The organism is Chromobacterium haemolyticum DSM 19808, assembly GCF_000711885.1.
In the GTDB taxonomy this organism is placed as follows: Bacteria; Pseudomonadota; Gammaproteobacteria; order Burkholderiales; family Chromobacteriaceae; genus Chromobacterium; species Chromobacterium haemolyticum.
This window is the reverse complement of record NZ_JONK01000011.1, coordinates 37745-55900: the sequence shown is the minus strand read 5'-3', so window position 1 is coordinate 55900 and position 18156 is coordinate 37745. Positions and strand designations below refer to the sequence as shown.

General features: G+C 64.0%; 18 protein-coding genes. 10 read left to right on the top strand and 8 right to left on the bottom strand.

The window, feature by feature from the left end; translation table 11 throughout:
* Positions 1 to 118 precede the first annotated feature (118 nt).
* The 6 genes from BR71_RS08280 to BR71_RS08255 all read left to right on the top strand — a co-directional run bounded on the left by BR71_RS08280 (position 119) and on the right by BR71_RS08255 (position 6868).
* Positions 119 to 595 carry a WbuC family cupin fold metalloprotein gene (locus tag BR71_RS08280; protein WP_043635549.1) on the top strand — a complete coding sequence of 159 codons (477 nt, stop codon included), beginning with the start codon at positions 119 to 121 and terminating at the stop codon, positions 593 to 595.
* A gap of 95 nt (positions 596 to 690) precedes the next feature.
* On the top strand, positions 691 to 1113 hold the full coding sequence (locus BR71_RS22840; RefSeq protein ID WP_052370437.1) for a DUF2214 family protein: 423 nt from the start codon (positions 691 to 693) through the stop codon (positions 1111 to 1113).
* A gap of 149 nt (positions 1114 to 1262) precedes the next feature.
* Positions 1263 to 1646 (top strand): hypothetical protein, encoded by a 384-nt coding sequence (locus BR71_RS08270; RefSeq protein WP_043635546.1) that lies wholly within the window; start codon positions 1263 to 1265, stop codon positions 1644 to 1646.
* 292 nt (positions 1647 to 1938) lie between these two features.
* The gene (locus BR71_RS08265; RefSeq protein WP_043635542.1) at positions 1939 to 3330 is read left to right on the top strand and encodes a DUF2252 domain-containing protein; all 1392 of its coding nucleotides are present in this window, start codon (positions 1939 to 1941) and stop codon (positions 3328 to 3330) included.
* Positions 3331 to 3516: 186 nt separating this feature from the next.
* Positions 3517 to 5124 carry a methyl-accepting chemotaxis protein gene (locus tag BR71_RS08260; protein WP_043635538.1) on the top strand — a complete coding sequence of 536 codons (1608 nt, stop codon included), beginning with the start codon at positions 3517 to 3519 and terminating at the stop codon, positions 5122 to 5124.
* A gap of 394 nt (positions 5125 to 5518) precedes the next feature.
* Positions 5519 to 6868, top strand: coding sequence for a glutamine synthetase family protein (locus BR71_RS08255; protein ID WP_043635533.1), 1350 nt, complete (start codon positions 5519 to 5521; stop codon positions 6866 to 6868).
* Between the two features lie 68 nt (positions 6869 to 6936).
* Here BR71_RS08255 and BR71_RS08250 read toward each other — a convergent pair whose 3' ends face one another.
* Positions 6937 to 7257 (bottom strand): hypothetical protein, encoded by a 321-nt coding sequence (locus BR71_RS08250; protein ID WP_043635531.1) that lies wholly within the window; start codon positions 7255 to 7257, stop codon positions 6937 to 6939.
* 168 nt (positions 7258 to 7425) lie between these two features.
* Between BR71_RS08250 and BR71_RS08245 the strand changes: the two genes are divergently transcribed.
* Positions 7426 to 7902 (top strand): universal stress protein, encoded by a 477-nt coding sequence (locus tag BR71_RS08245; protein ID WP_043635530.1) that lies wholly within the window; start codon positions 7426 to 7428, stop codon positions 7900 to 7902.
* A 59-nt stretch (positions 7903 to 7961) separates the two neighbouring features.
* Here the strand turns inward: BR71_RS08245 and BR71_RS08240 are convergent, their stop codons facing one another.
* A complete protein-coding gene (locus BR71_RS08240; protein ID WP_043635529.1) occupies positions 7962 to 8708 on the bottom strand; it encodes a TlyA family RNA methyltransferase in 747 nt (248 codons plus the stop codon).
* Positions 8709 to 8880: 172 nt separating this feature from the next.
* On the opposite strand from BR71_RS08240, the gene BR71_RS08235 reads away from it, so the two are divergent.
* Together BR71_RS08235 and BR71_RS08230 are read left to right on the top strand one after the other, a co-directional pair.
* On the top strand, positions 8881 to 9522 hold the full coding sequence (locus tag BR71_RS08235; protein ID WP_043635526.1) for a YceH family protein: 642 nt from the start codon (positions 8881 to 8883) through the stop codon (positions 9520 to 9522).
* Positions 9523 to 9614: 92 nt separating this feature from the next.
* On the top strand, positions 9615 to 10151 hold the full coding sequence (locus BR71_RS08230) for a YfaZ family outer membrane protein (RefSeq protein ID WP_043635523.1): 537 nt from the start codon (positions 9615 to 9617) through the stop codon (positions 10149 to 10151).
* A gap of 68 nt (positions 10152 to 10219) precedes the next feature.
* Here BR71_RS08230 and BR71_RS08225 read toward each other — a convergent pair whose 3' ends face one another.
* Positions 10220 to 10600, bottom strand: coding sequence for a cupin domain-containing protein (locus BR71_RS08225; protein WP_043635710.1), 381 nt, complete (start codon positions 10598 to 10600; stop codon positions 10220 to 10222).
* Between the two features lie 68 nt (positions 10601 to 10668).
* Positions 10669 to 11841 (bottom strand): MFS transporter, encoded by a 1173-nt coding sequence (locus tag BR71_RS08220; RefSeq protein WP_043635520.1) that lies wholly within the window; start codon positions 11839 to 11841, stop codon positions 10669 to 10671.
* A 94-nt stretch (positions 11842 to 11935) separates the two neighbouring features.
* Between BR71_RS08220 and BR71_RS08215 the strand changes: the two genes are divergently transcribed.
* Positions 11936 to 12712 (top strand): AraC family transcriptional regulator, encoded by a 777-nt coding sequence (locus BR71_RS08215; RefSeq protein WP_043635517.1) that lies wholly within the window; start codon positions 11936 to 11938, stop codon positions 12710 to 12712.
* Between the two features lie 150 nt (positions 12713 to 12862).
* On the opposite strand, the gene BR71_RS08210 is transcribed toward BR71_RS08215, so the two are convergent.
* The 4 genes from BR71_RS08210 to dsdA all read right to left on the bottom strand — a co-directional run bounded on the left by BR71_RS08210 (position 12863) and on the right by dsdA (position 18038).
* Positions 12863 to 14887 (bottom strand): M13 family metallopeptidase, encoded by a 2025-nt coding sequence (locus BR71_RS08210; RefSeq protein WP_043635514.1) that lies wholly within the window; start codon positions 14885 to 14887, stop codon positions 12863 to 12865.
* A 51-nt stretch (positions 14888 to 14938) separates the two neighbouring features.
* On the bottom strand, positions 14939 to 15637 hold the full coding sequence (locus BR71_RS08205) for a glutathione S-transferase family protein (RefSeq protein WP_043635511.1): 699 nt from the start codon (positions 15635 to 15637) through the stop codon (positions 14939 to 14941).
* Between the two features lie 101 nt (positions 15638 to 15738).
* Positions 15739 to 16665, bottom strand: a complete 927-nt coding sequence (gene dsdC / locus BR71_RS08200) for a DNA-binding transcriptional regulator DsdC (RefSeq protein WP_043635707.1) — start codon at positions 16663 to 16665, stop codon at positions 15739 to 15741.
* Positions 16666 to 16679: 14 nt separating this feature from the next.
* On the bottom strand, positions 16680 to 18038 hold the full coding sequence (dsdA, locus tag BR71_RS08195; RefSeq protein WP_043635704.1) for a D-serine ammonia-lyase: 1359 nt from the start codon (positions 18036 to 18038) through the stop codon (positions 16680 to 16682).
* Between the last annotated feature and the right edge of the window lie 118 nt (positions 18039 to 18156).

Genomic DNA, 18156 nt, shown 5'->3' with positions numbered 1-18156 from the left:
GCCTTGGGAGCCGGCCGCGTGGCAGGCTTCTCGCTCTGGCGGGACACACGCCGCCGGCCTCGCTGCCGGCAGCGTTTTCATTGATAATCGCTGCTTTGCTTCCCTACCGGGCGATTCCATGCAGACCCTGAACCAACAAGACCTGGCCGCGCTGTCGGCCAAAGCCGCCTGTGCGCCGCGCCTGCGCGCCAACCAGAATTTCCACGCTCAACTGGAAGACCCCATCCAGCGCCTGGCCATCGCCATGGAGCCGGACACCTACGTGCGCCCGCACCGCCACGACCACAGCTGGGAAATGTTGATCGCGCTCAGCGGCGCCTTCGAGGTGATCGTGTTCGACGAGGCCGGCGTGGTGCAAGGCCGCCATCGCTTGGGCGAAGACGGCGCGCGGGTATTCGAAATGCCGGCCAACACCTGGCATTCGGTCGTGTCGCTGCTGCCGGGCAGCGTGGTGTTTGAAGTCAAACACGGTCCTTACCTGCCGCTGCAGGACCAAAATCTGGCCGCCTGGTCCCCGGCCGAGGGCTCCGAGCGCGTGCCGGCGATGCTGGATTTCCTGCGCCGCGCCCAAGCGGGCCAGCGCTTCGACAGCTAAGCCGTCCCCCGGTCAAACTGCTAAGCAAATAAGCTTGCCAGCCGCCGCGCCCCTGTTTACCGTGTAGGGCATCTCTTGGGGACGGGAGGCAAACCATGTTGTGGCACTGGCTGCTGGCAAGCTTGCATCTACTGGCTTTGGGCGCCGGCCTGGCCGCGCTATGGAGCCGCGCCGGCCTGCTGCGCCAGCAGCAATTCCCCAGCCAGACCTCTCAGCTATTCCGCAGCCATCGCTGGTGGCTGCTGGCGCTGACGCTGTGGACCATCAGCGGCCTGGGGCTGCTCTCGCTGGACCCCTCCCGTCTGCAACATCCGCTTTTCATTCTCAAACTGTTGACCCTGACCCCGCTGCTGCTGCTGGAAGTCCGCGCCTCCCGCGGTCTGATGCGATGGCAAAGCCAGCTGCGCATCCAGCGCAGCCTGGAACTGCGCGGCGCCGATTCGCTCGCGCGCAGCAGCTATTGGCAAATCTGGCTGCTGCTCGCCGTCGTCGGCGAATCCGTCGCGCTGCACGGGTGAAGCACCGTTCACGCTCGTAGACTTTGAGCCGGCTCTGGACGCTCCTCGGGCCTCAAACTCCTTAACACCTGCAACTGGCCTCACTCGAACTTGCGCGCGCCGCGGCGTTTCCAATCCTGGTACGTCGTCACTTCACGCAAGTTAAAGCCATGCCCAATCTGATCGAACACTGCAAATCCCTGTTGCTGCAAACCGCGCTCGGCGTCGCCCTGAGCTGCGCGGTGGTGCCGGCGCTCGCCAACCTGAACGACCCGGTCGCCACGCTGAAAGCCAAAGCGCCTCCGCCCATCGTCGCCACCTGCCTGGACGAACGCATGCGCAAGCTGCGCATTCCCAGCGAATACATCGAACGCGAACGCGGCAAAGACCACGGCGAAACCGTGCGTCTGACCAATCCCGCCACTAATAAAGACGGACTGGAAATCCTCATCCGCCAGGACGGCGACGCCAGCAAGCTAACGGTGAACACCCACGGCCTTAGCTACAGCAAGGCATGGCGCAAACTGGTCAATGACTGCGCGCAACGCGGCTGAGTCTCTCCTGCGGGCCTGTGGACAGTGCTGTCCGCAGCCCCGCCGCTGTGGAAAGTGTGCGCAAACTGTGCACAAAACTGTGGATAACATATACAGACACGCCGGCAGACCCTCGGTTTGACTGCGTCTGCTTGCCTGCTCATCTTGTGCACAACTTTAGTAACGCCCGCCACGCTGTGTGTAATGTGGATGAAACGGGGACAACTTTGTGGATAAGATTAGCCGCCGCTTCCACCTGACAAAAATTCTCTAGCGGTTAAACTGGACAGGAGATCTTTGTCCAGGAGCCCGCATGTCCAATTACCACGCCAAGTACGAACTGCACTACGCCGCCGGCAAGGCGCTGCGTCAATCCTGCTCCCGCACCCTGCAAGCGGAAAACCGGCTCAGCGCGCCGCGCGATGTGGTGGCCATGGTGGAGCAAACCTCTCAGGGGCGGGTGCAAAGCCTGATTCCTCTGCGCTACAGCCGAATGCAGGTATCTCCGTTCACCTTTTTCCGCGGCTTCGCCATGATCCAGGCCGCCGACTTGGCCGCCAACCCTTCCAGCGGCTTGAAGCTGCAGATCTGCGGCGACGCCCACCTGATGAACTACGGCTTCTTCGCCTCCCCCGAGCGGCAACTGATCTTCGACATCAACGACTTCGACGAAACCCACCACGGCCCATGGGAGTGGGACTTGAAACGGCTGGCGGTCAGCCTGGTGCTGGCCGCGCGCGGCCAGGGCTTCAGCGAAAGCCAGGCGCGGGAGATGGTGAGCCGCGCCAGCGAGGTCTACCGCCGCCGCGTCAACGAGTACGCCCGCATGGGCCAGTTGGAGCTGTGGTACACCAAGGTGGGCTTCGAGCAATTGCTGGAGCGCGCGCCCACCGACGCCATCCGCCAGCAAATGCTCAAGCTCTCCGACAAGGCCAGACACCAGACCCAGGAAAAGCTGCTGCCCAAGATGACGGAACTGGAGGACGGCACGCTGCGGCTGCGCGACAACCCGCCGGTCATCTTCCACCTGCACGACAAGAACACCCTGCTGGACAACGACGACAGCTGGCTGTCCGCCGCCGACGCCGAGGCCTTGGTCAAGCCGATGCTGGACAACTACATCGCCACTCTGAAGGAAGACCGCCGCGAGTTGCTGGAGCGTTTCCGGCTAGTGGATTGCGCGTTCAAGGTAGTGGGCGTGGGCAGCGTGGGCACCCGCTGTCTGGTGATGCTGTTGCAGGACAATTTCGACCAACCGCTGTTCCTGCAATTGAAGGAGGCGCGCTCTTCGGTGCTGGAGCCCTACACCCAGGCCTGCGTGCATGGCCATCAGGGCAAGCGAGTCGTGTTTGGCCAACGCCTGATGCAAGCCGCCAGCGACCTGTTCCTGGGTTGGACCACCGGCCCCGCCGGCCGCCACTTCTACGTGCGCCAGCTGCGCGACATGAAGGCCGCTCCGTCGCTGGAAGCCTTCGCCACGCCGGAGGCGCTAACCGCCTACGGCCAGGCCTGCGCCTGGGCGTTGGCGCGGGCGCATTCCAAATCCGGCGGCCAAGCCGCCCAGCTGGCGGGCTATGTGGGCGACAGCGACAAACTGGACCAGGCCATCGCCGACTACGCGCTGGCCTACGCGGATCAGGTAGAGGCCGATTACCAAGTGTTCAAGGCCGCCATCGCCAGCGGCCGGCTGCAAGTCCACGACTAAAAAGCGCAACGGCGCCGCCGCCGGCGGCGCCAAACCTACCGTATTAATACCAAACCCTTGATCTTGCTGCTTGTAATGTCATAAAACCATACTACAACAGGCGATAATCCCGGTCCTGCTCTTGCCGCCGGCAAAGACAGGACCTACCGCCCAAAATCAGACATCCACCTTCGAAAAGCGAACATCATGCGGGTCAATACCAGACTGTTCATCATCATGGCGGCCAGCCTGCTGGCTCTGCTAAGCATCGCGGCCGTGGCGCTGCTCTCCACCCGCGCCACGCTGGTCCAGGAAAAGCGCGAGCAAATCACCCACCTGCTGCGCATGGCCGAAGGCACGATGAGCCACTTCCAGAAGCTGGAAGAAAAAGGCCTGCCGCGCGCCGACGCCCAAAAACAAGCCATCGCCGCGCTCAACGCGCTCAAGGTGGATGATATCTACTTCTTCGGCCGCAACCCGCAAAACGTAGTGATGTTTCACCCCAACAAGGACCGGGTGGGCAAAGTGGACATGGGCAGCACCCTGCCGGACGGCCGCACCACGGTGGCGGTCTATGAAGAGGCGCTGCAGAAGGACCACTACGGCCTGGTGACCATCCAGACCTCGCGCAAGGGCAGCAAGGAAGAATTTCCCAAACTCAACGGCGTGGTGCGCTTCGAGCCTTGGGGCTGGATGGTGGGCACCGGCATTTTCATCGACGACATCGACCAACTGTTCTGGAGTCAGGCGCGCACGCTGCTGATCATCGCCGCCATCGGCATGATCACGCTTGCCGGGCTGATCCTGCTGGTATCGCGCAGCATCATGCAATCTCTGGGCGGAGATCCCAACTATGCCGCGCAGGTGGTCAAGGCCATCGCCGACGGCGACCTGGGCACCGACATCGCGGTACAGGGCCCGCCGCACAGCCTTCTGGCGGCGATGCGCGAAATGCAGCTGAAACTGCGCCAGATGATAGAAGAGATCCGCCTGGCGGCCACCCATATCAACCAGGCCAGCCGCCAGCTGTCCAGCGACATGGACAAGGTGCACGAAGTGTCCGGCGTGGCCAGCTCCTCCACCAGTTCCGCCGCCGCCGCCATTGAGCAGCTGTCGGTCAGCATCGACCACGTCACCGCCAGCGCTCGCGATACCGAGTCCGGCTCGCGCGGCACCGTGGAACTGGCGCGCCAAGGCGAAGCGCTGGCCGCCCAAGCCGCCGACGGCATCCGCAATATCGCCGGCCAAGTGCATGCGGCCAGCGATATGGTGGGCAAACTGGCAGAGCGCACCCGCAACATCAGCGGCATCGCCGAGACCATACGCGATATCGCCAACCAGACTAATCTGCTGGCGCTGAACGCCGCGATCGAAGCCGCCCGCGCAGGCGAAACCGGCCGAGGCTTCGCGGTGGTGGCCGACGAAGTGCGCAAGCTGGCCGAACGCACCGCCACCGCCACCGATGAAATCTCCACCATCGTGCAAGCGGTGGTGAGCGAAACCGGCAGCGTGTCCAACCAGATGGACGACATCCGTCCGGCGGTGGAGGGCGGCGTGGAACAGGTGCAACAGGCGGCCCAGACCCTGGACGCCATCAGCAAGCAAGCCAGCCAGGCGCTGGAGAACGTGCACAATGTCGTCGTGGCGATGGGCGAACAAAGCCAGGCCGGCACCAATATCGCCGGCAATGTCGAACAGGTGGCCGGCGTGGTGGAGGAAACTCAGAACTCGGTCAGCAACGCAGTGCAAGCGGTGCGCGCCATCGATCAGCAGGCGGATACCCTGCAGCAGACCGTGGGCCGCTTCCGCCTCTAAGAACCTGTTCACGATCTGCTGCGCTGCGGCGATACGGCGTTAAAAACAAGCTCAAAATGCTCATGTACCCCTTGTACATTCCGCTTTTTCGCTCGTTTTCGCCTTGTCTCGCTCTTGCTCGCGAAGTCGTGAACAGGCTCTAAAAGCCTGTTTGCGGTCTGCTGCGCGTCAGCGAGATCGATAGAAAAGGGCGTTGAAAACACGTTCCAAGCCTTCCCCTCCCCCAAGCCCCGGTCCGCCGGGGCTTTTTGCCGCCTTCATTCCGAGCTTGCCCTCCCGCCCCTGCCTGATGGCATAATGGCCGCAGAGCAAACGCTCCAAAAATAAAACCACGCCACGGACAGACAGACCCAAACATGCAAACAATAACGCGCAAGCGCATCGGGAGAGACTCATGTCCCAGGCCACCATCCCGGCGGACTTGGCCGAATGGCTGATTCAACAGAATGTTCGTGACGTAGAACTGGCTTTCGCCGACGTGCACGGTTTTGCCCGCGGCAAAACCCTGCCGGCCAAAGCCTTCATCAAGGGGCAACCGCTGCGCATTGCGCGAGCGGTGCCCATTCAAAGCTGCATAGGAGAGTTTCCGGACTACCGCTTCTACGGCGAGCACGATCCCGACGTCACGCTGGCGCCGGACTTCGCCACTCTACGCCAGGTGCCATGGGCCAAGACCCCGCGCGCCAGCGTGATCTGCGACTGCGTCGATCACGACGGCAGCCTCGCGCCGCTGGCGCCGCGCTCGGCGCTGAAAGCGGTGCTGGCGCGCTACGCGGCGCTAGGCTGGACGCCGGTGGTGGCGCCGGAGCTGGAGTTCTACATCTTCGCCGCCCACGGCGACCCGCAACAGCCGTTTCAACCTCCAACGCTGCGCAGCGGCCGCCGCGAAGCCGGCTTCGACTCCTTCAGCTTCTCCTCGCTCAACGATCTGGAAGCTTATTTCGACGATCTGTACCGCGCCTGCGAGATGCTGGGCATCGCCACCGACACCTTCGTCCACGAGATGGGCCCCAGCCAGTTTGAAATCAATCTCAAACACGGCGACGCGTTGGCGCTGGCCGACCAAACCTTCCTGTTCAAGACCGCGCTTAAGGAGATAGGCAACCTCCATGGCCTCAGCGTGGTGTGCATGGCCAAGCCGCTGCCGGGCCAGCCGGGCAGTTCGATGCACCTGCACCAAAGCGTGGTGGACCAGCGCGGCGACAATGTGTTCAGCCGCGCCGACGGCGAAGCCTCGGACACTTTCCACGGCTTCATCGCCGGGCTGCAGCGCTATCTGCCGGAACTGATGCCCTTGTTCTGCCCCAGTCCCAACTCCTATCGCCGCTTCGTCAAGGGCATGGCCGCGCCAGTCAATTTGAGCTGGGGCCTGGACAATCGCTCGGTGGGACTGCGGGTGCCGGTGTCCGGCCCCGAAGGCCGCCGCGTGGAAAACCGGCTGCCCGGCTGCGACGCCAACCCCTATTTGTCGCTGGCCGCCAGCCTGGGCGCCGGCCTGCTGGGCATTGAAGAACACTTGCGGCCCAGCGAGCCCGCCACCGGCAATGTATTCAAGAGCGAACGCGCCAGCCTGCCCAACACCCTGGACGCAGCCTGCGAGGCCATGGCCGGCGGCGACGCCGCCAAGCGGCTGTTCGGCGCGGAGTTCAGCGCCGCCTACCTGGCGGTGAAGGAGGTGGAACTGAGCCACTACCATAGCCAGATTACGCCGTGGGAGCGTCAATACCTGGGCCTGCTGGCCTGAGAACCCGTTGGTCAATGAAAACAGGCCCGTTTATGCGGGCCTGTTTTTATTCTCTCGCGCTGAAAACCTCAGTTGCGGCTCAATAACAGCCGTCTCGCCAGCAGCTCGATCGCCTCATCGCGGCTGACCGGCACGTTGCCGCGATATTGCTCGGCCACAATCCACTTTTCCACCGCGGCTCGATCCCCGCGCGCAGCCTTGAGCAGCACGCCAAAAGCCATCCCCGTGGAATGCTCCGGCGGCTCCACCGCGCGGATCTGAGTATTCAAAGCGTACACCTTGTCCTCGGCCCGCGTCCTTTTGACCTGGTGCGGCGCGCGGCGCGAGTACAAAATCCACCCCAGCAAAGCCAGCAAGCACGCGCCGATGATCAATAGAAAAACAAGCATTTCAAATCAAACCTTTAACTGAAGATTGAATTGTAAAACACCGCCCAGCCCCTTCGCCAATGCTTTGCGCTAGGTCAAGCCCGGCCTATGCCGACTTGGCCTGTGCAGCCCTCCGCGATATGCTGTCACGATAGCCCTCCGTCTCACCAGCCATAAAGGACATCGAACATGTACCAACACATCATCGCCGCGCTGGACGGCAGCAGTAATTCGGACAAGGCGCTGCTGGAGGCCATTCGCATCGCCAAGTTCTGCAAAGCCAGCCTGACGCTGTTCCACATCGCCAGCCTGCGCGACCTGGCGGTGGAAGGCGTCGGCCTGCTCGGCACCCACGAACTGCACGATCAAGCTTTCCGCGACGGCAACCGCGTGCTGGAACAGGCGCGCAAACAGGCAGTGGAAGCCGGCGTGGAACAAGTGCAGATCCACATGGCGGAAAGCTGGGACGGCGGCGCCGACATGGCGGAGCTGCTGGTGCGCTATGCGGACAGCCACAACGCCAACCTGGTCGTGCTGGGCACGCATGGCCGCAGCGGCATCGCCCACCTGCTATTGGGCAGCTTCGCCCAAAACCTGCTGCGTCGGGCCAACTGTCCGGTCATGGTGTTGCGCAGCGAACAAAGCGAATTCGGCCAAGCGGAATAATAACCGCGACGCGCGGCCGTGGCGATGCCTTCATCATAAAAAGCTTCGCCTCGCGCCGCTCAGCGTTTGCGCGCGTAGATGAAAAACTCGCGGTTACCGTCGCCGCCTGTGATCGGGCTGTCGAACCACTTCAACAGCTCGAACCCCTGCTCCCGCACGGCTTCGCTGATTTTTTCCCTCACTCGCGGATACAGACTCTCGTCGCGTACGATGCCCCCTCTGGCCAAACCTTCGCGTCCCACCTCGAACTGCGGCTTCACCAGGCTGAGCAGATGCCCGCCGGGACGGATCAAGGGCAGCGCCGACGGCAACACCAGGGTCAGGGAAATAAAGGACACATCGCATACCATCAGGTCGAAGGGCAGCCCGTCATTGGCCGCCAACAAGGCGGCGTGGTCCAACGCCCTGGCGTTTACGCCTTCGAAATAACGAACGCGCGCGTCCGTTCGCAGCCGCGGATGCAATTGATCGTGGCCCACGTCCACCCCCACCACCCTCCGCGCGCCTTGTTGCAGCAGGCAATCGCTAAAACCGCCAGTGGACTGGCCCACATCCAAAGCCAGCGCGTCGCGCGGGTCCAGGCCGGACGACTCCAAAGCGCCCAGCATTTTCAGCCCGCCGCGCGAGACGAAACGATCGGACGGATCGGCGGCGATATCGAAACGGCTGCCCGGCGCGCATTTCTGGCTGGGCTTGCTCACCAGCGCGCCATCGCAACTGACCCGCCCGGCGGCGATCAAGTTTTGCGCCGCCGTGCGCGAAGCCGCCAAGCCAAGTTCCACCAGCAACACGTCCACTCGCGTCATCGCGCTCTCCCAACCATCGACAAAACCGCACAGCGTGGCAAGCGCGCCGGCCGCTGTCAAGCCAAGGTCACGATCTCACCGTGCGGAGGCCCCTCCAACCGCGCTAGAATCGCTACATGCCAATCCGGCCCGCCGCCGCCCCCGGCGTCGGCAGCCTCAAGCGGAGACATGGATGGATACACATCAACTGGAAGCGCGTGAAGTGCGCGTGCTGGGCGCCCTGGTGGAAAAGCAGGCGCTGACCCCGGACGCCTACCCTATGACCTTGAACGGCCTGGCGTCGGCCTGTAATCAGCTCACCAGCCGCGAGCCGGTGATGCAACTGTCCGAGGCCGACATCAGCGCGGCGCTGGACAGCCTGATCGCCAAGAAACTGGTGAACGAGCGGCTGCCCGCCGGCAGCCGGGTGGCCAAGTACGAACACAGGCTCAATTACGAATGGAATATCGAAGGCGCGCGGCTGGCCGCGCTGGCGCTACTGATGTTGCGCGGGCCGCAGACAGCGGCGGAGATCCGCACCCGCTCAGGCCGCATCTACGGCTTCAGCGGCGTGGAGGAAGTGGAAACCGCGCTCAACGCGCTGGCCGACAAATACCCGCCGCTGGTGCTGAAGCTTGAACGTCAACCCGGCGAGCGCGAAGCGCGTTGGGCCCACTTGCTCAGCGGCGAACCGCCGTCTTTGCCGGCCGCCGGCGACAACGGCTGCGGCGTGATCGAAGTGGGCATGGCCGGCCGCGTCGCCGCGCTGGAAGCGGAAGTGGCCGCCCTCAAGACCCGACTGCTGGAGCTGGAAAACCTGCTCGCCAGCGAATGATTCGCGCGTGAATATTTGGCGGCGCGTCGAACTTGTTACTTAAAAAGCGGTCACTTCCCTTGTTGTCTAACTCACCCAAGAGAAGTGACCCCATGAAAACTCTGCAACTGGGCGCCGCCGCCGCTCTGCTCTCCCTGGCCGCCGCCGCCCACGCCGCCGACTACAGCTTCATCGCCGGCAAGGATTTCCAGCAATTCAGCCGCACCCCGCAAGGCCTGGGCCTGGGCCTTTCCATCGACTACCTGAACAGCGACCACAAAGGTAACGCCGGCGGCGCCGGCTTGGAGTTCGCCATTCCGCTAGGCCCCGTCACTCTGGCCGGCGGCGGCAAGCTGATGGGCCTGAACCCGGATAGCGGTTCCGGCACCGCCGCCTTGCTGGGCGGCCGCGCCAACATCCAGCTGGCGCCCAAGGTCAGCCTCTACGGCCAGGCCTATTACGCTGGCGACAGCATGGCCAGCGGCAGCGTCAAGAACGTGAGCGATCTCGCCGCCGGCGTGCGCTGGAATCCGATCGGCCCGTTCACCGTCGAAGCCGGCTACCGATACTTCGATATTGAACGCAAAGACAACAACCGCAACCGCCGGCTGGCCGACGGCATGTACATCGGCGCCGGCTTCACTTTTTAAACTCAGCGTTTCCCCCACGAAAAACAGCCCCGCAACGCGGGGCTGTTTCGCCTTTCCGGGCAACCGCCCTATTCCCGGTCCCGCGGCTGCCGCGGCTCGAACACCGCATACGTCTTGCAAGCCGGCTCGAGCACTTGCCAGGTGCCTACAAAGCCGGCGGGGATCACGAAGTGGTCGCCCTGCGCCAGCTCCACACTGTGCCCGGCCTCGTCGCTGACCCGCACCCGGCCTTGCAGCAAGGTGCAGAACTCATGTTCGCTGTAGCGCACTTTCCAGCAGCCCAGACCACCGCTCCAAATGCCGGCGTGAAACTGGCCGCTGGGATCGGAATAATGGTTGGCCACGCTTTGCCGGCACTCGCCGGCGATGCGGCGATCTTCGGCCGCCACAAACGATTCCAGCGACACCTCGTGGCGCTGGAACACAATGATATCGCTGGCCTGCTTCATCGCGCTGCTCTCCATTTGTGTTTGAAATATTTAACACAATGCCATGGATCACACGAAATATTCAACTCCTAGCGCTCCAATCGCCGCGTCGCCGGCCACATCGCCATGCAAAGCAGCACCATCGCCAAAGGCTGGTAACCAACATAAGGCTGGTAGGCCACACTGATCAAGGCTAACCCGCCGGCGATCAGCAGGTAATACATCAGGCCCAGCAAGGCGCCGGCCGTGCCTTGCACCGGGCGGTAGTCCCTCAACGCTTCAGCCAGCAAAGGCGGAATCGCGCAGCCGAAGGCCGCTGCGATCACCAGTTGACTGGCCAGCAATACGCCGACGGCCACAGGCGGAGACCATCCCGGCCAAGCGCTGGACAGTTGAACCAGCGCAGCCGCCCCGGCCGCAGCCAGCGCCGCGCGAGGCAAGCGTGCGCCGCCGCCGCGGGCCGCCAAGCGGCGGTTGACGAAGGCTCCGAACAAGCCGCCGGCGGCCACCAGCAAACCGCTGAGGCCGAACAGCCAGGCCGGCATGCCCAGCAACCGCAGCGTGAACGGCGCCAGGGTGTAAAAGCCGAACAACAACAGATTGAAACCCGCCACCAGCCACACTGTGGCCAATACCCGCGGATCGCGCGCCATTCTGACCGCCACCGCGCATAGCGCCGCCGGAGGCGGCAAATCCGCCGGCCGGGTCTCGCCGGCCAGCCTCCAGGACAGCAGCAGCAACCATGCCGCCAAGCCGCACAAGGCCGCGAACACGCCAAGATGACCGAAACCGGCCACCAACAGCGTCCCCAGCGGCGGGCCCAAGGCCGGGGACAGCGACAAGGCGGCGCTGACGGTGGCGAACACCGCCAGCAAGGCCGGGCCCTGATAGCGATCTCGCAACATGGTCTGCACCACCACCGAACCAGCGCTGGCGCCGAAAGCCAGCAATAGTCGCGCCAGCAACAGCACGGCGAAATCGCGGCTCAATACGGCCAGGACCGCGCCCGCGCCGTAGCACCCCAGAGCGGACAGCAAAGCCGGCCGTCTGCCGTACACGTCGGCGCAGCGTCCCCAGCACACCACGCCGAAGGCGAAAGCCAGGAAGTAGACGCTCATCGTCAGTTGCGCCTGGCCTGGGCTGACGCGGTAAGCCTGGGCGATCTCGGTCAAGGCCGGCGCGTAAATGGTTTCGCTCAATTGCGGAAAACCCAGCAATACAATCAGCAGCGCTAGCGGCGCCGCCCGGATCGCGGATCTCATTTTGTCCTCCTTCAAACATTGAGCACGGATTGTAGGAGGATGAAGACCTGACTATTATCGATGGATAGCCATGAAACATTGAAAATCGGACAATATGCCGCGCTACCAGCCCGCCACGGCCCCGGACCCGGACCAGCTGGCCGACCCCATCGTGGGCATGGCCATAGACGCGCCGGCGCCGCACGATTCCGGCCTGCATCGCCATTGCCGCGCGCAACTGATGTACGCGGTCAGCGGCGTGCTGCAAATCCGCATCGGCCATACCCGCTGCGTGCTGCCCCCCACAATGGCCGCCTGGATTCCCTCGGGACTATGGCACCAGGCCGAAACCGGCAAGCCCTTCGCCTACCGCAGCCTGTATTTCGACCCTGCGGTCTATCCCTCTCTGCCGCGTCGGCCGCAGATCATCGCCGTCAGTCCATTGCTGCGGGAGCTGATCGTGCGGGTGGCGGAGTGGCCGTTGTCGCCGTTGGAGCCTGAGCAAGAACGGCTGGTGGCGGTATTGCTGGACGAAGCCGGCCGCGCGCCGGAGCAGGCGCTGAGTTTGCCGCTGCCGCAGGACCGACGGCTGCTGCGCATTGCCGAGCAGCTCTTGCAGCAGCCCGGCGGCGAAGCCACTTTGGAACAACTGGCGGCTCAGGCCGGCGCCAGCAGCCGCACCGTCAACAGGTTGTTCCAGCAACAGACCGGTCTTGGCTTCAGCGCCTGGAGGCGGCAACTGAAAATAATGGAAGCCAGCCGACTGCTGGCCGAGGGGGAAAGCGTAAGCAGGGTGGCGACGGAACTGGGCTATGCGCAGGACAGCGCCTTCATCGCCATGTTCCGCCGCCATGCCGGGCTCACGCCCGGCCAACTCAAACGTTTACTCTGAGAATGTCTTAGAGCCTGTTCAAAATCTAGCGAGCAAGAGCGAGACAAGGCGAAAACGGCTGAGAAAGCGGAATGTACAAGTGGTACATGAGCATTTCGAAGCGGTTTTTAACGCAGTATCGCCGCAGCGCAGCAGATTATGAACAGGTTCTTACCACCACAAATGGAAACGTTGCTTAGGCGGCAAATACATCTTGTCGCCCGGCTTGACGTCGAAAGCCTGGTAAAACGGCTCCATATTGCTGGCGGTGCCGATGGGGCGCCACAAGTCCGGCGTGTGCGGGTCCGACACTAGTTGCTTGAGCGTGGCCTCGTCGCGGGTTTTGCTCCGCCAGGATTGGGCGAAGGCGATAAAGAAGCGCTGGTCGCCGCTCATGCCGTCCTGCACTGGAGCCTCCTTGCCGCCCAACGCCAAATGGTAGGCTTTGTACGCCACTTCCAGGCCGGCGTTGTCGGCGATGTTCTCGCCCAGCGTCAGCTCGCCGTTGACGTAATGGCCGGGCACCGGCTGGTAACGGCCGTATTGCTTGACCAGCTTGCGCGTGGCGGCCTTGAAGCGCGCATTGTCCGTGGCGGTCCACCAGTTGCGCATATTGCCGTCGCCGTCGAATTGGCTGCCTTGGTCGTCGAAACCGTGGCTGATTTCGTGGCCGATGGTGGCCCCAATGCTGCCGTAGTTGACCGCCGGGTCGAAGCCGGGATCGAAATACGGCGCTTGCAGGATGGCGGCTGGAAACACAATCTCGTTATTGGCCGGGTTGTAATAGGCGTTGACCGTCTGCGGCGTCATGCTCCATTCCTTGCGGTCCACCGGCTGGCCTAGCTTGCCGATCATATACCGGTAGTTGAAGCTTGCGATGCGCCGCGCATTGCCGGCCAAATCGTCCGGGGACAGTTCCAGGCCCTCGTAACTCCTCCACTTGTCCGGATAGCCTATCTTCAAGGCGTATTTGGACAACTTGACATGAGCCTGCCGCTTGGTGGCCTCGCTCATCCAGTCCAGAGTGTCGATGGACTGGTCATAGGCTTTCAGCAGATTGCGCACCAGTTCGTCGGCCTGGCGCTTGGCTTCCGGCGTGAAATAGCGCGCCACGTAAAGTTTGCCCAGCGCCTCTCCCAGCCCGCTTTCCACCACGCTCACACCGCGTTTCCAGCGCGGCCGGTTTTGCTTGCGGCCTTCCAGCGTCTTGCCGTAGAAATCGAAGTGGGCATCGACGAAGGCCGGCGTCAGGCTGGGCGCGTAGGCGTCCAGCGTGCGCGCCAGCAGATAATTGCGCAATGTGGCCGCCGATGTGGTCCGCAGCAGCGGCGCCAGCTTGCTCAGATAGCCGGGCTGATCCAAGTTCAATTGCTTGGCCGCGCCCAGGCCGGCGTCGCTCAACAAAGCCGACCAATCATAGCCCGGCTGCCGGCGAGCCAGCTCGGCCAGGCTCAGCTTGTTGTAGGTTTTCTGGATGTCGCGGTTCTCGACATTGGTCCATTGGATTTTCGCCAAGCGCGTTTCGAAAGCCAGCACATCGCGAGCGCGGCTTTGCGGCGGGTCCAGTTCCGCCAGCGCGAACAAACGCTCCAGATACTTCAAGTAAGCCTGACGCGCGGCGGCGAAATCCGCGGATTTGCCCAGGTAGTAATCCTGGTCCATCGCCAGGCCTGACTGGCCAACTCCGGCCAGATAGACGGCGGAGTCCTTGGGGTCCTGGCTGACATAGAAGCGAAACGGCGTATCCACCGGCTGATCCTGCAACCGGCCCATATAACGCACCGCCTCCTCCGTCGAATTCAGGCCGGCCACCGCCCGCAGCGATTCGCGCAGCGGCTCCAGCCCGCGACGGACAATGGTGTCCTCGTCCATAAAGCTGCGGTACAAGGCGGCTATCTGACTCGCCTCCTTGCCGACGTCCGCGCCCTGACCGGCCTGCTCTATCAACTGTCGCAGCCGTTCCAGATTACGCTCCGCCAACACTTCCGCCACGCCGATAGAGGAACGCTCGGCCGGAATCTCCGCGTGCTTGAGCCAGCCCCCGTTAGCATGCAGCGACAGATTATCCTGCACCCGCACCGCCGGATCGATGCCGTTCAAATCGATGCCGTAGCGGCCGTAGTCCAATCCGCTATCCGCCCATGCGCCGGCCGCGCACAACCAGGCCGCCAAAGGCAGCAGTCTGTTCATCTTCATGTTTTCCCCTTTGCTTTTATCGTGTTGCCTCGCGGCGGACCCTCTAACTTATCAAGGGTAAAACTCGGCCCGCAGCCTCTCCGCATACGCCACCAGATTGGGGCGCGCCGACACCAGCGCCCGCGACGGCGTTTCTCCCATGGCGTCGGTCAGCGCGCCGCTGACGAAGGCGTAGACGCTGGCGTCAATCCATGTGGCGGCGTCGCCCATGAAATAACGCCGCTCGCCCAACAAGGCTGACAGCGCCTCCACATCCGCTTCCAGCAGCCGCAAGCGCTCCGCCTCGCTGAAACGTCCCATGCCCTGCCCCCACAGATTGGCGCGCACTTTACGCCGCACCAGCGCCACCACCAATCCGCGCAGCAACGACGGCACGCCCTTGAAGAATACGCCGGGGCCGCGCTCGAAATGCGCGTCCACCATCCAACGCTCATGCACGATGCCCCAGTAGAAATGCTCTCCCAGCATACAGTCCACGCTCCAGGCCAGCGCTTTCTGCTCGGCGCTCAGGCCGGCGTCCAGCGTGATGCCATGCTTGTCCGCCAAGTGCAGGCGGATCAGCGTGGAGTCCGGCACCATCTGGCCGTCGTCGTCGATGCAGGGCAGTTTGCCCTTGGGGGCCTTGCGCATATCGCCGCGCACGCGACGGTACGGGAGGCCGGACAGCTTAAGCAGCAGATCCGCCTTCACCACAAAGGGGCTGGGATCCATCAGGCCCATGGCCGGGCCAAACTGGTACAGGGTGATCATCAAGCGCCTCCCGCGGCCAACATGACATTGAACTGAGGCAGACTAGCACGCCGTCGGGAGCCCGCGCGAGAGGGCTGCGTGAAAAGGGGGAAAGAAGGGAGTTAATCCGCCGCGCAACGACGCAGCCAGTCCATGACCGCCCGCACCCGAGGGGACGGCGCTTGCGGCGCGCGCACCAGATAATACGCCTGTGGTCCCAGCGGCTCGAACGGCCCTAGCGGCAGCATCAGTTCGCCGCGCTCCACCCGTTCTTGAACCAGACGCCGCCGGCCCAGCGCCACTCCAGCGTGATGCGCGGCCGCCTGCGCGCACAAATCGGAACGGTCAAAACTCATGCCGCGCGACGGCAGCGCCACGCCGCGGCGGCGCGCCCACTCGCGCCATTCAGCATCGTGAGCCGCCCGCTCCCAAGCCTGGGCGTCGTGCAGCAGCAAACAATCGGCCAGGGCCGCCGGATTGCCGCGCAGGCCATGCCGGTCCGCGTACTCCGGGCTGCACACCGGCGCCACTTGCTCGTCCATCAGGCGCTGCGCATCCAGGCTGGGAAACTCGCCGGCGGAGTAATACAGCGCCAGGTCGATGTTCCAGGTGCGAAAATCCACCATCTCGTTGCCGCTGCGGATATCCAGCGCGATGCGCGGGTGGCGCTCGGCGAAATCCGCCAGCCTCGGAGCCAGCCAGCATTGCGCCAGCGAGGGCCGTGCGTACAAGGCCACCGCGCCAGCCGGTTCGGTCTCGTCCCGCGGGTTCAAAGCCGCCTCCAGTTGCGCCTGGCCGCCCAGCCAAGCCTGGTAGATGCGTTCGCCGTCCTCGCTCAAGCGCAGACTACGGGTCAGCCGCAGGAACAAGCGGGTGCCGAGCGCCCGCTCCAGCCTGGCGATGCGATGACTGACCGCGCTGGCGCTCAGGCACAACTCATCGGCGGCGCGGGCGAAGCTCAAATGCCTCGCCGCCGCCGCGAAGGTGTGCAGATTGGACCATTGTGCGCCGTCCAGCCGAACGCCGGCGCGTGGGGGAAGGTTCAGCATGCCGCCATTATCGTTCACGCAGGCAGCCGCCGCCGGCCTTCCGCCAGATAGGCGTCCATTTCCGCCGGCGGCACCATGCCGCCGCCGGTGCCCCATACCAGATGCGCCGCGCGCGCCAGCTTCTCCGCGTTCAAGCCCATCCGCTGGCGGTAGCCCTGGGACTCGCCTAGCACCCTCAGCGGGCCCGGCATGCCGGCCAGCGCCGACGGCTCCAGCTTCAACCCCTGCTCCCGCTCCAATAAGGCCAGTAAACGGTACAGCTCGCCATCGTCCACCGTGTAATAGCCGTCTATCAAGCGTTGCATCGCCCGGCCGACAAAACCGGATGGACGCCCCACGGCCAAGCCATCGGCTGCGGTCAGATTGTCGATGCCGAAATCCTGCACCGCCACCGCCTCATGCAGCCCGGTGTAGACGCCCAACAGCATGCAGGGCGCGTGAGTGGGTTCGGCGAACAGGCAATGCACGGCGTCGCCGAAAGCCAGTTTGAGGCCGAAGGCCACCCCGCCCGGCCCGCCGCCCACGCCGCAAGGCAGATACACCAGCAGCGGGTGTTCCGCGTCCACCCGGACGCCCTGCTCCGCCAATTGGCCGCGCAGGCGCTCAGCCGCCACCGCGTAGCCTAGAAACAGATTCTTCGAATTCTCGTCGTCGACAAAATGGCAGCGCGGATCGGACGCCGCCTGCTTGCGGCCTTCGGCCACCGCCACGCTGTAATCGGACGGATACTCAACCACATTGACGCCGTGGCTGCGCAGCAAGTCCTTCTTCCACTGCCGCGCGTCCGCCGACATATGCACGCTGGCCTGGAAACCCAGCTTGGCGCTGATGATGCCGATGGACAAGCCCAAATTGCCAGTGGAGCCCACCGCCACCCGATAGCCGCTGAAGAAGGCTCGCGCCTCATCGCTGTCCAATCCGGCATAGTCGTCGCCCTCCCGCAGCAGGCCGTGGCTGAGCGCCAAGGCTTCCGCGTGTTTCAGCACCTCGTAGATGCCGCCGCGCGCCTTGATGGAGCCGGAAATCGGCAGCAAATTGTCCGCCTTCAGCCACAGGCTGCCGCCCGCCTCCAAGCCGGCCTCGGCCCATAGCGCCGCGCGCATCGCCGGAATCGGCAACAGCGGCGACTCTATGATGCCGCCGCTGGCGGCAGCGTCCGGGAACACCCGCGCCAGATAGGGCGCGAAGCGGCGCAGCCGCGCGTCGGCGTCCTCGACGTCGGCCCGGCTCAAGCCCACGTCGGCCAATGCTTCCGCCGCCGGCGCCCGTGCGGGATTGAACCAGCTCAAAGGCTGCAAGGCCATCAAGGGCGTCAATAAGGGATGGCTGGCCTGCCAGTCGGCCACGGTCTTGCCGGCAATCGTCGCTTGCATCGCGCGCTCCATGGAATCGAAGACCCGATTAAACCGCGCCGCGCCGCCGCTGGCAAAAGACGATTGCGCAAGCGACGGCTGACGCTGGATCAGCCATGCGGACTCGGGGACTTGCCAC

Excerpts from the sequence above, each read along its gene's own strand:
- BR71_RS08280 (WP_043635549.1), top strand. The coding sequence starts at position 119 with ATGCAGACCCTGAACCAACAAGACCTGGCCGCGCTGTCGGCCAAAGCC.
- BR71_RS22840 (WP_052370437.1), top strand. The coding sequence starts at position 691 with ATGTTGTGGCACTGGCTGCTGGCAAGCTTGCATCTACTGGCTTTGGGC.
- BR71_RS08270 (WP_043635546.1), top strand. The coding sequence starts at position 1,263 with ATGCCCAATCTGATCGAACACTGCAAATCCCTGTTGCTGCAAACCGCG.
- BR71_RS08265 (WP_043635542.1), top strand. The coding sequence starts at position 1,939 with ATGTCCAATTACCACGCCAAGTACGAACTGCACTACGCCGCCGGCAAG.
- BR71_RS08260 (WP_043635538.1), top strand. The coding sequence starts at position 3,517 with ATGCGGGTCAATACCAGACTGTTCATCATCATGGCGGCCAGCCTGCTG.
- BR71_RS08255 (WP_043635533.1), top strand. The coding sequence starts at position 5,519 with ATGTCCCAGGCCACCATCCCGGCGGACTTGGCCGAATGGCTGATTCAA.
- BR71_RS08250 (WP_043635531.1), bottom strand. The coding sequence starts at position 7,257 with ATGCTTGTTTTTCTATTGATCATCGGCGCGTGCTTGCTGGCTTTGCTG.
- BR71_RS08245 (WP_043635530.1), top strand. The coding sequence starts at position 7,426 with ATGTACCAACACATCATCGCCGCGCTGGACGGCAGCAGTAATTCGGAC.
- BR71_RS08240 (WP_043635529.1), bottom strand. The coding sequence starts at position 8,708 with ATGACGCGAGTGGACGTGTTGCTGGTGGAACTTGGCTTGGCGGCTTCG.
- BR71_RS08235 (WP_043635526.1), top strand. The coding sequence starts at position 8,881 with ATGGATACACATCAACTGGAAGCGCGTGAAGTGCGCGTGCTGGGCGCC.
- BR71_RS08230 (WP_043635523.1), top strand. The coding sequence starts at position 9,615 with ATGAAAACTCTGCAACTGGGCGCCGCCGCCGCTCTGCTCTCCCTGGCC.
- BR71_RS08225 (WP_043635710.1), bottom strand. The coding sequence starts at position 10,600 with ATGAAGCAGGCCAGCGATATCATTGTGTTCCAGCGCCACGAGGTGTCG.
- BR71_RS08220 (WP_043635520.1), bottom strand. The coding sequence starts at position 11,841 with ATGAGATCCGCGATCCGGGCGGCGCCGCTAGCGCTGCTGATTGTATTG.
- BR71_RS08215 (WP_043635517.1), top strand. The coding sequence starts at position 11,936 with ATGCCGCGCTACCAGCCCGCCACGGCCCCGGACCCGGACCAGCTGGCC.
- BR71_RS08210 (WP_043635514.1), bottom strand. The coding sequence starts at position 14,887 with ATGAAGATGAACAGACTGCTGCCTTTGGCGGCCTGGTTGTGCGCGGCC.
- BR71_RS08205 (WP_043635511.1), bottom strand. The coding sequence starts at position 15,637 with ATGATCACCCTGTACCAGTTTGGCCCGGCCATGGGCCTGATGGATCCC.
- dsdC (WP_043635707.1), bottom strand. The coding sequence starts at position 16,665 with ATGCTGAACCTTCCCCCACGCGCCGGCGTTCGGCTGGACGGCGCACAA.
- dsdA (WP_043635704.1), bottom strand. The coding sequence starts at position 18,038 with ATGCAAGCGACGATTGCCGGCAAGACCGTGGCCGACTGGCAGGCCAGC.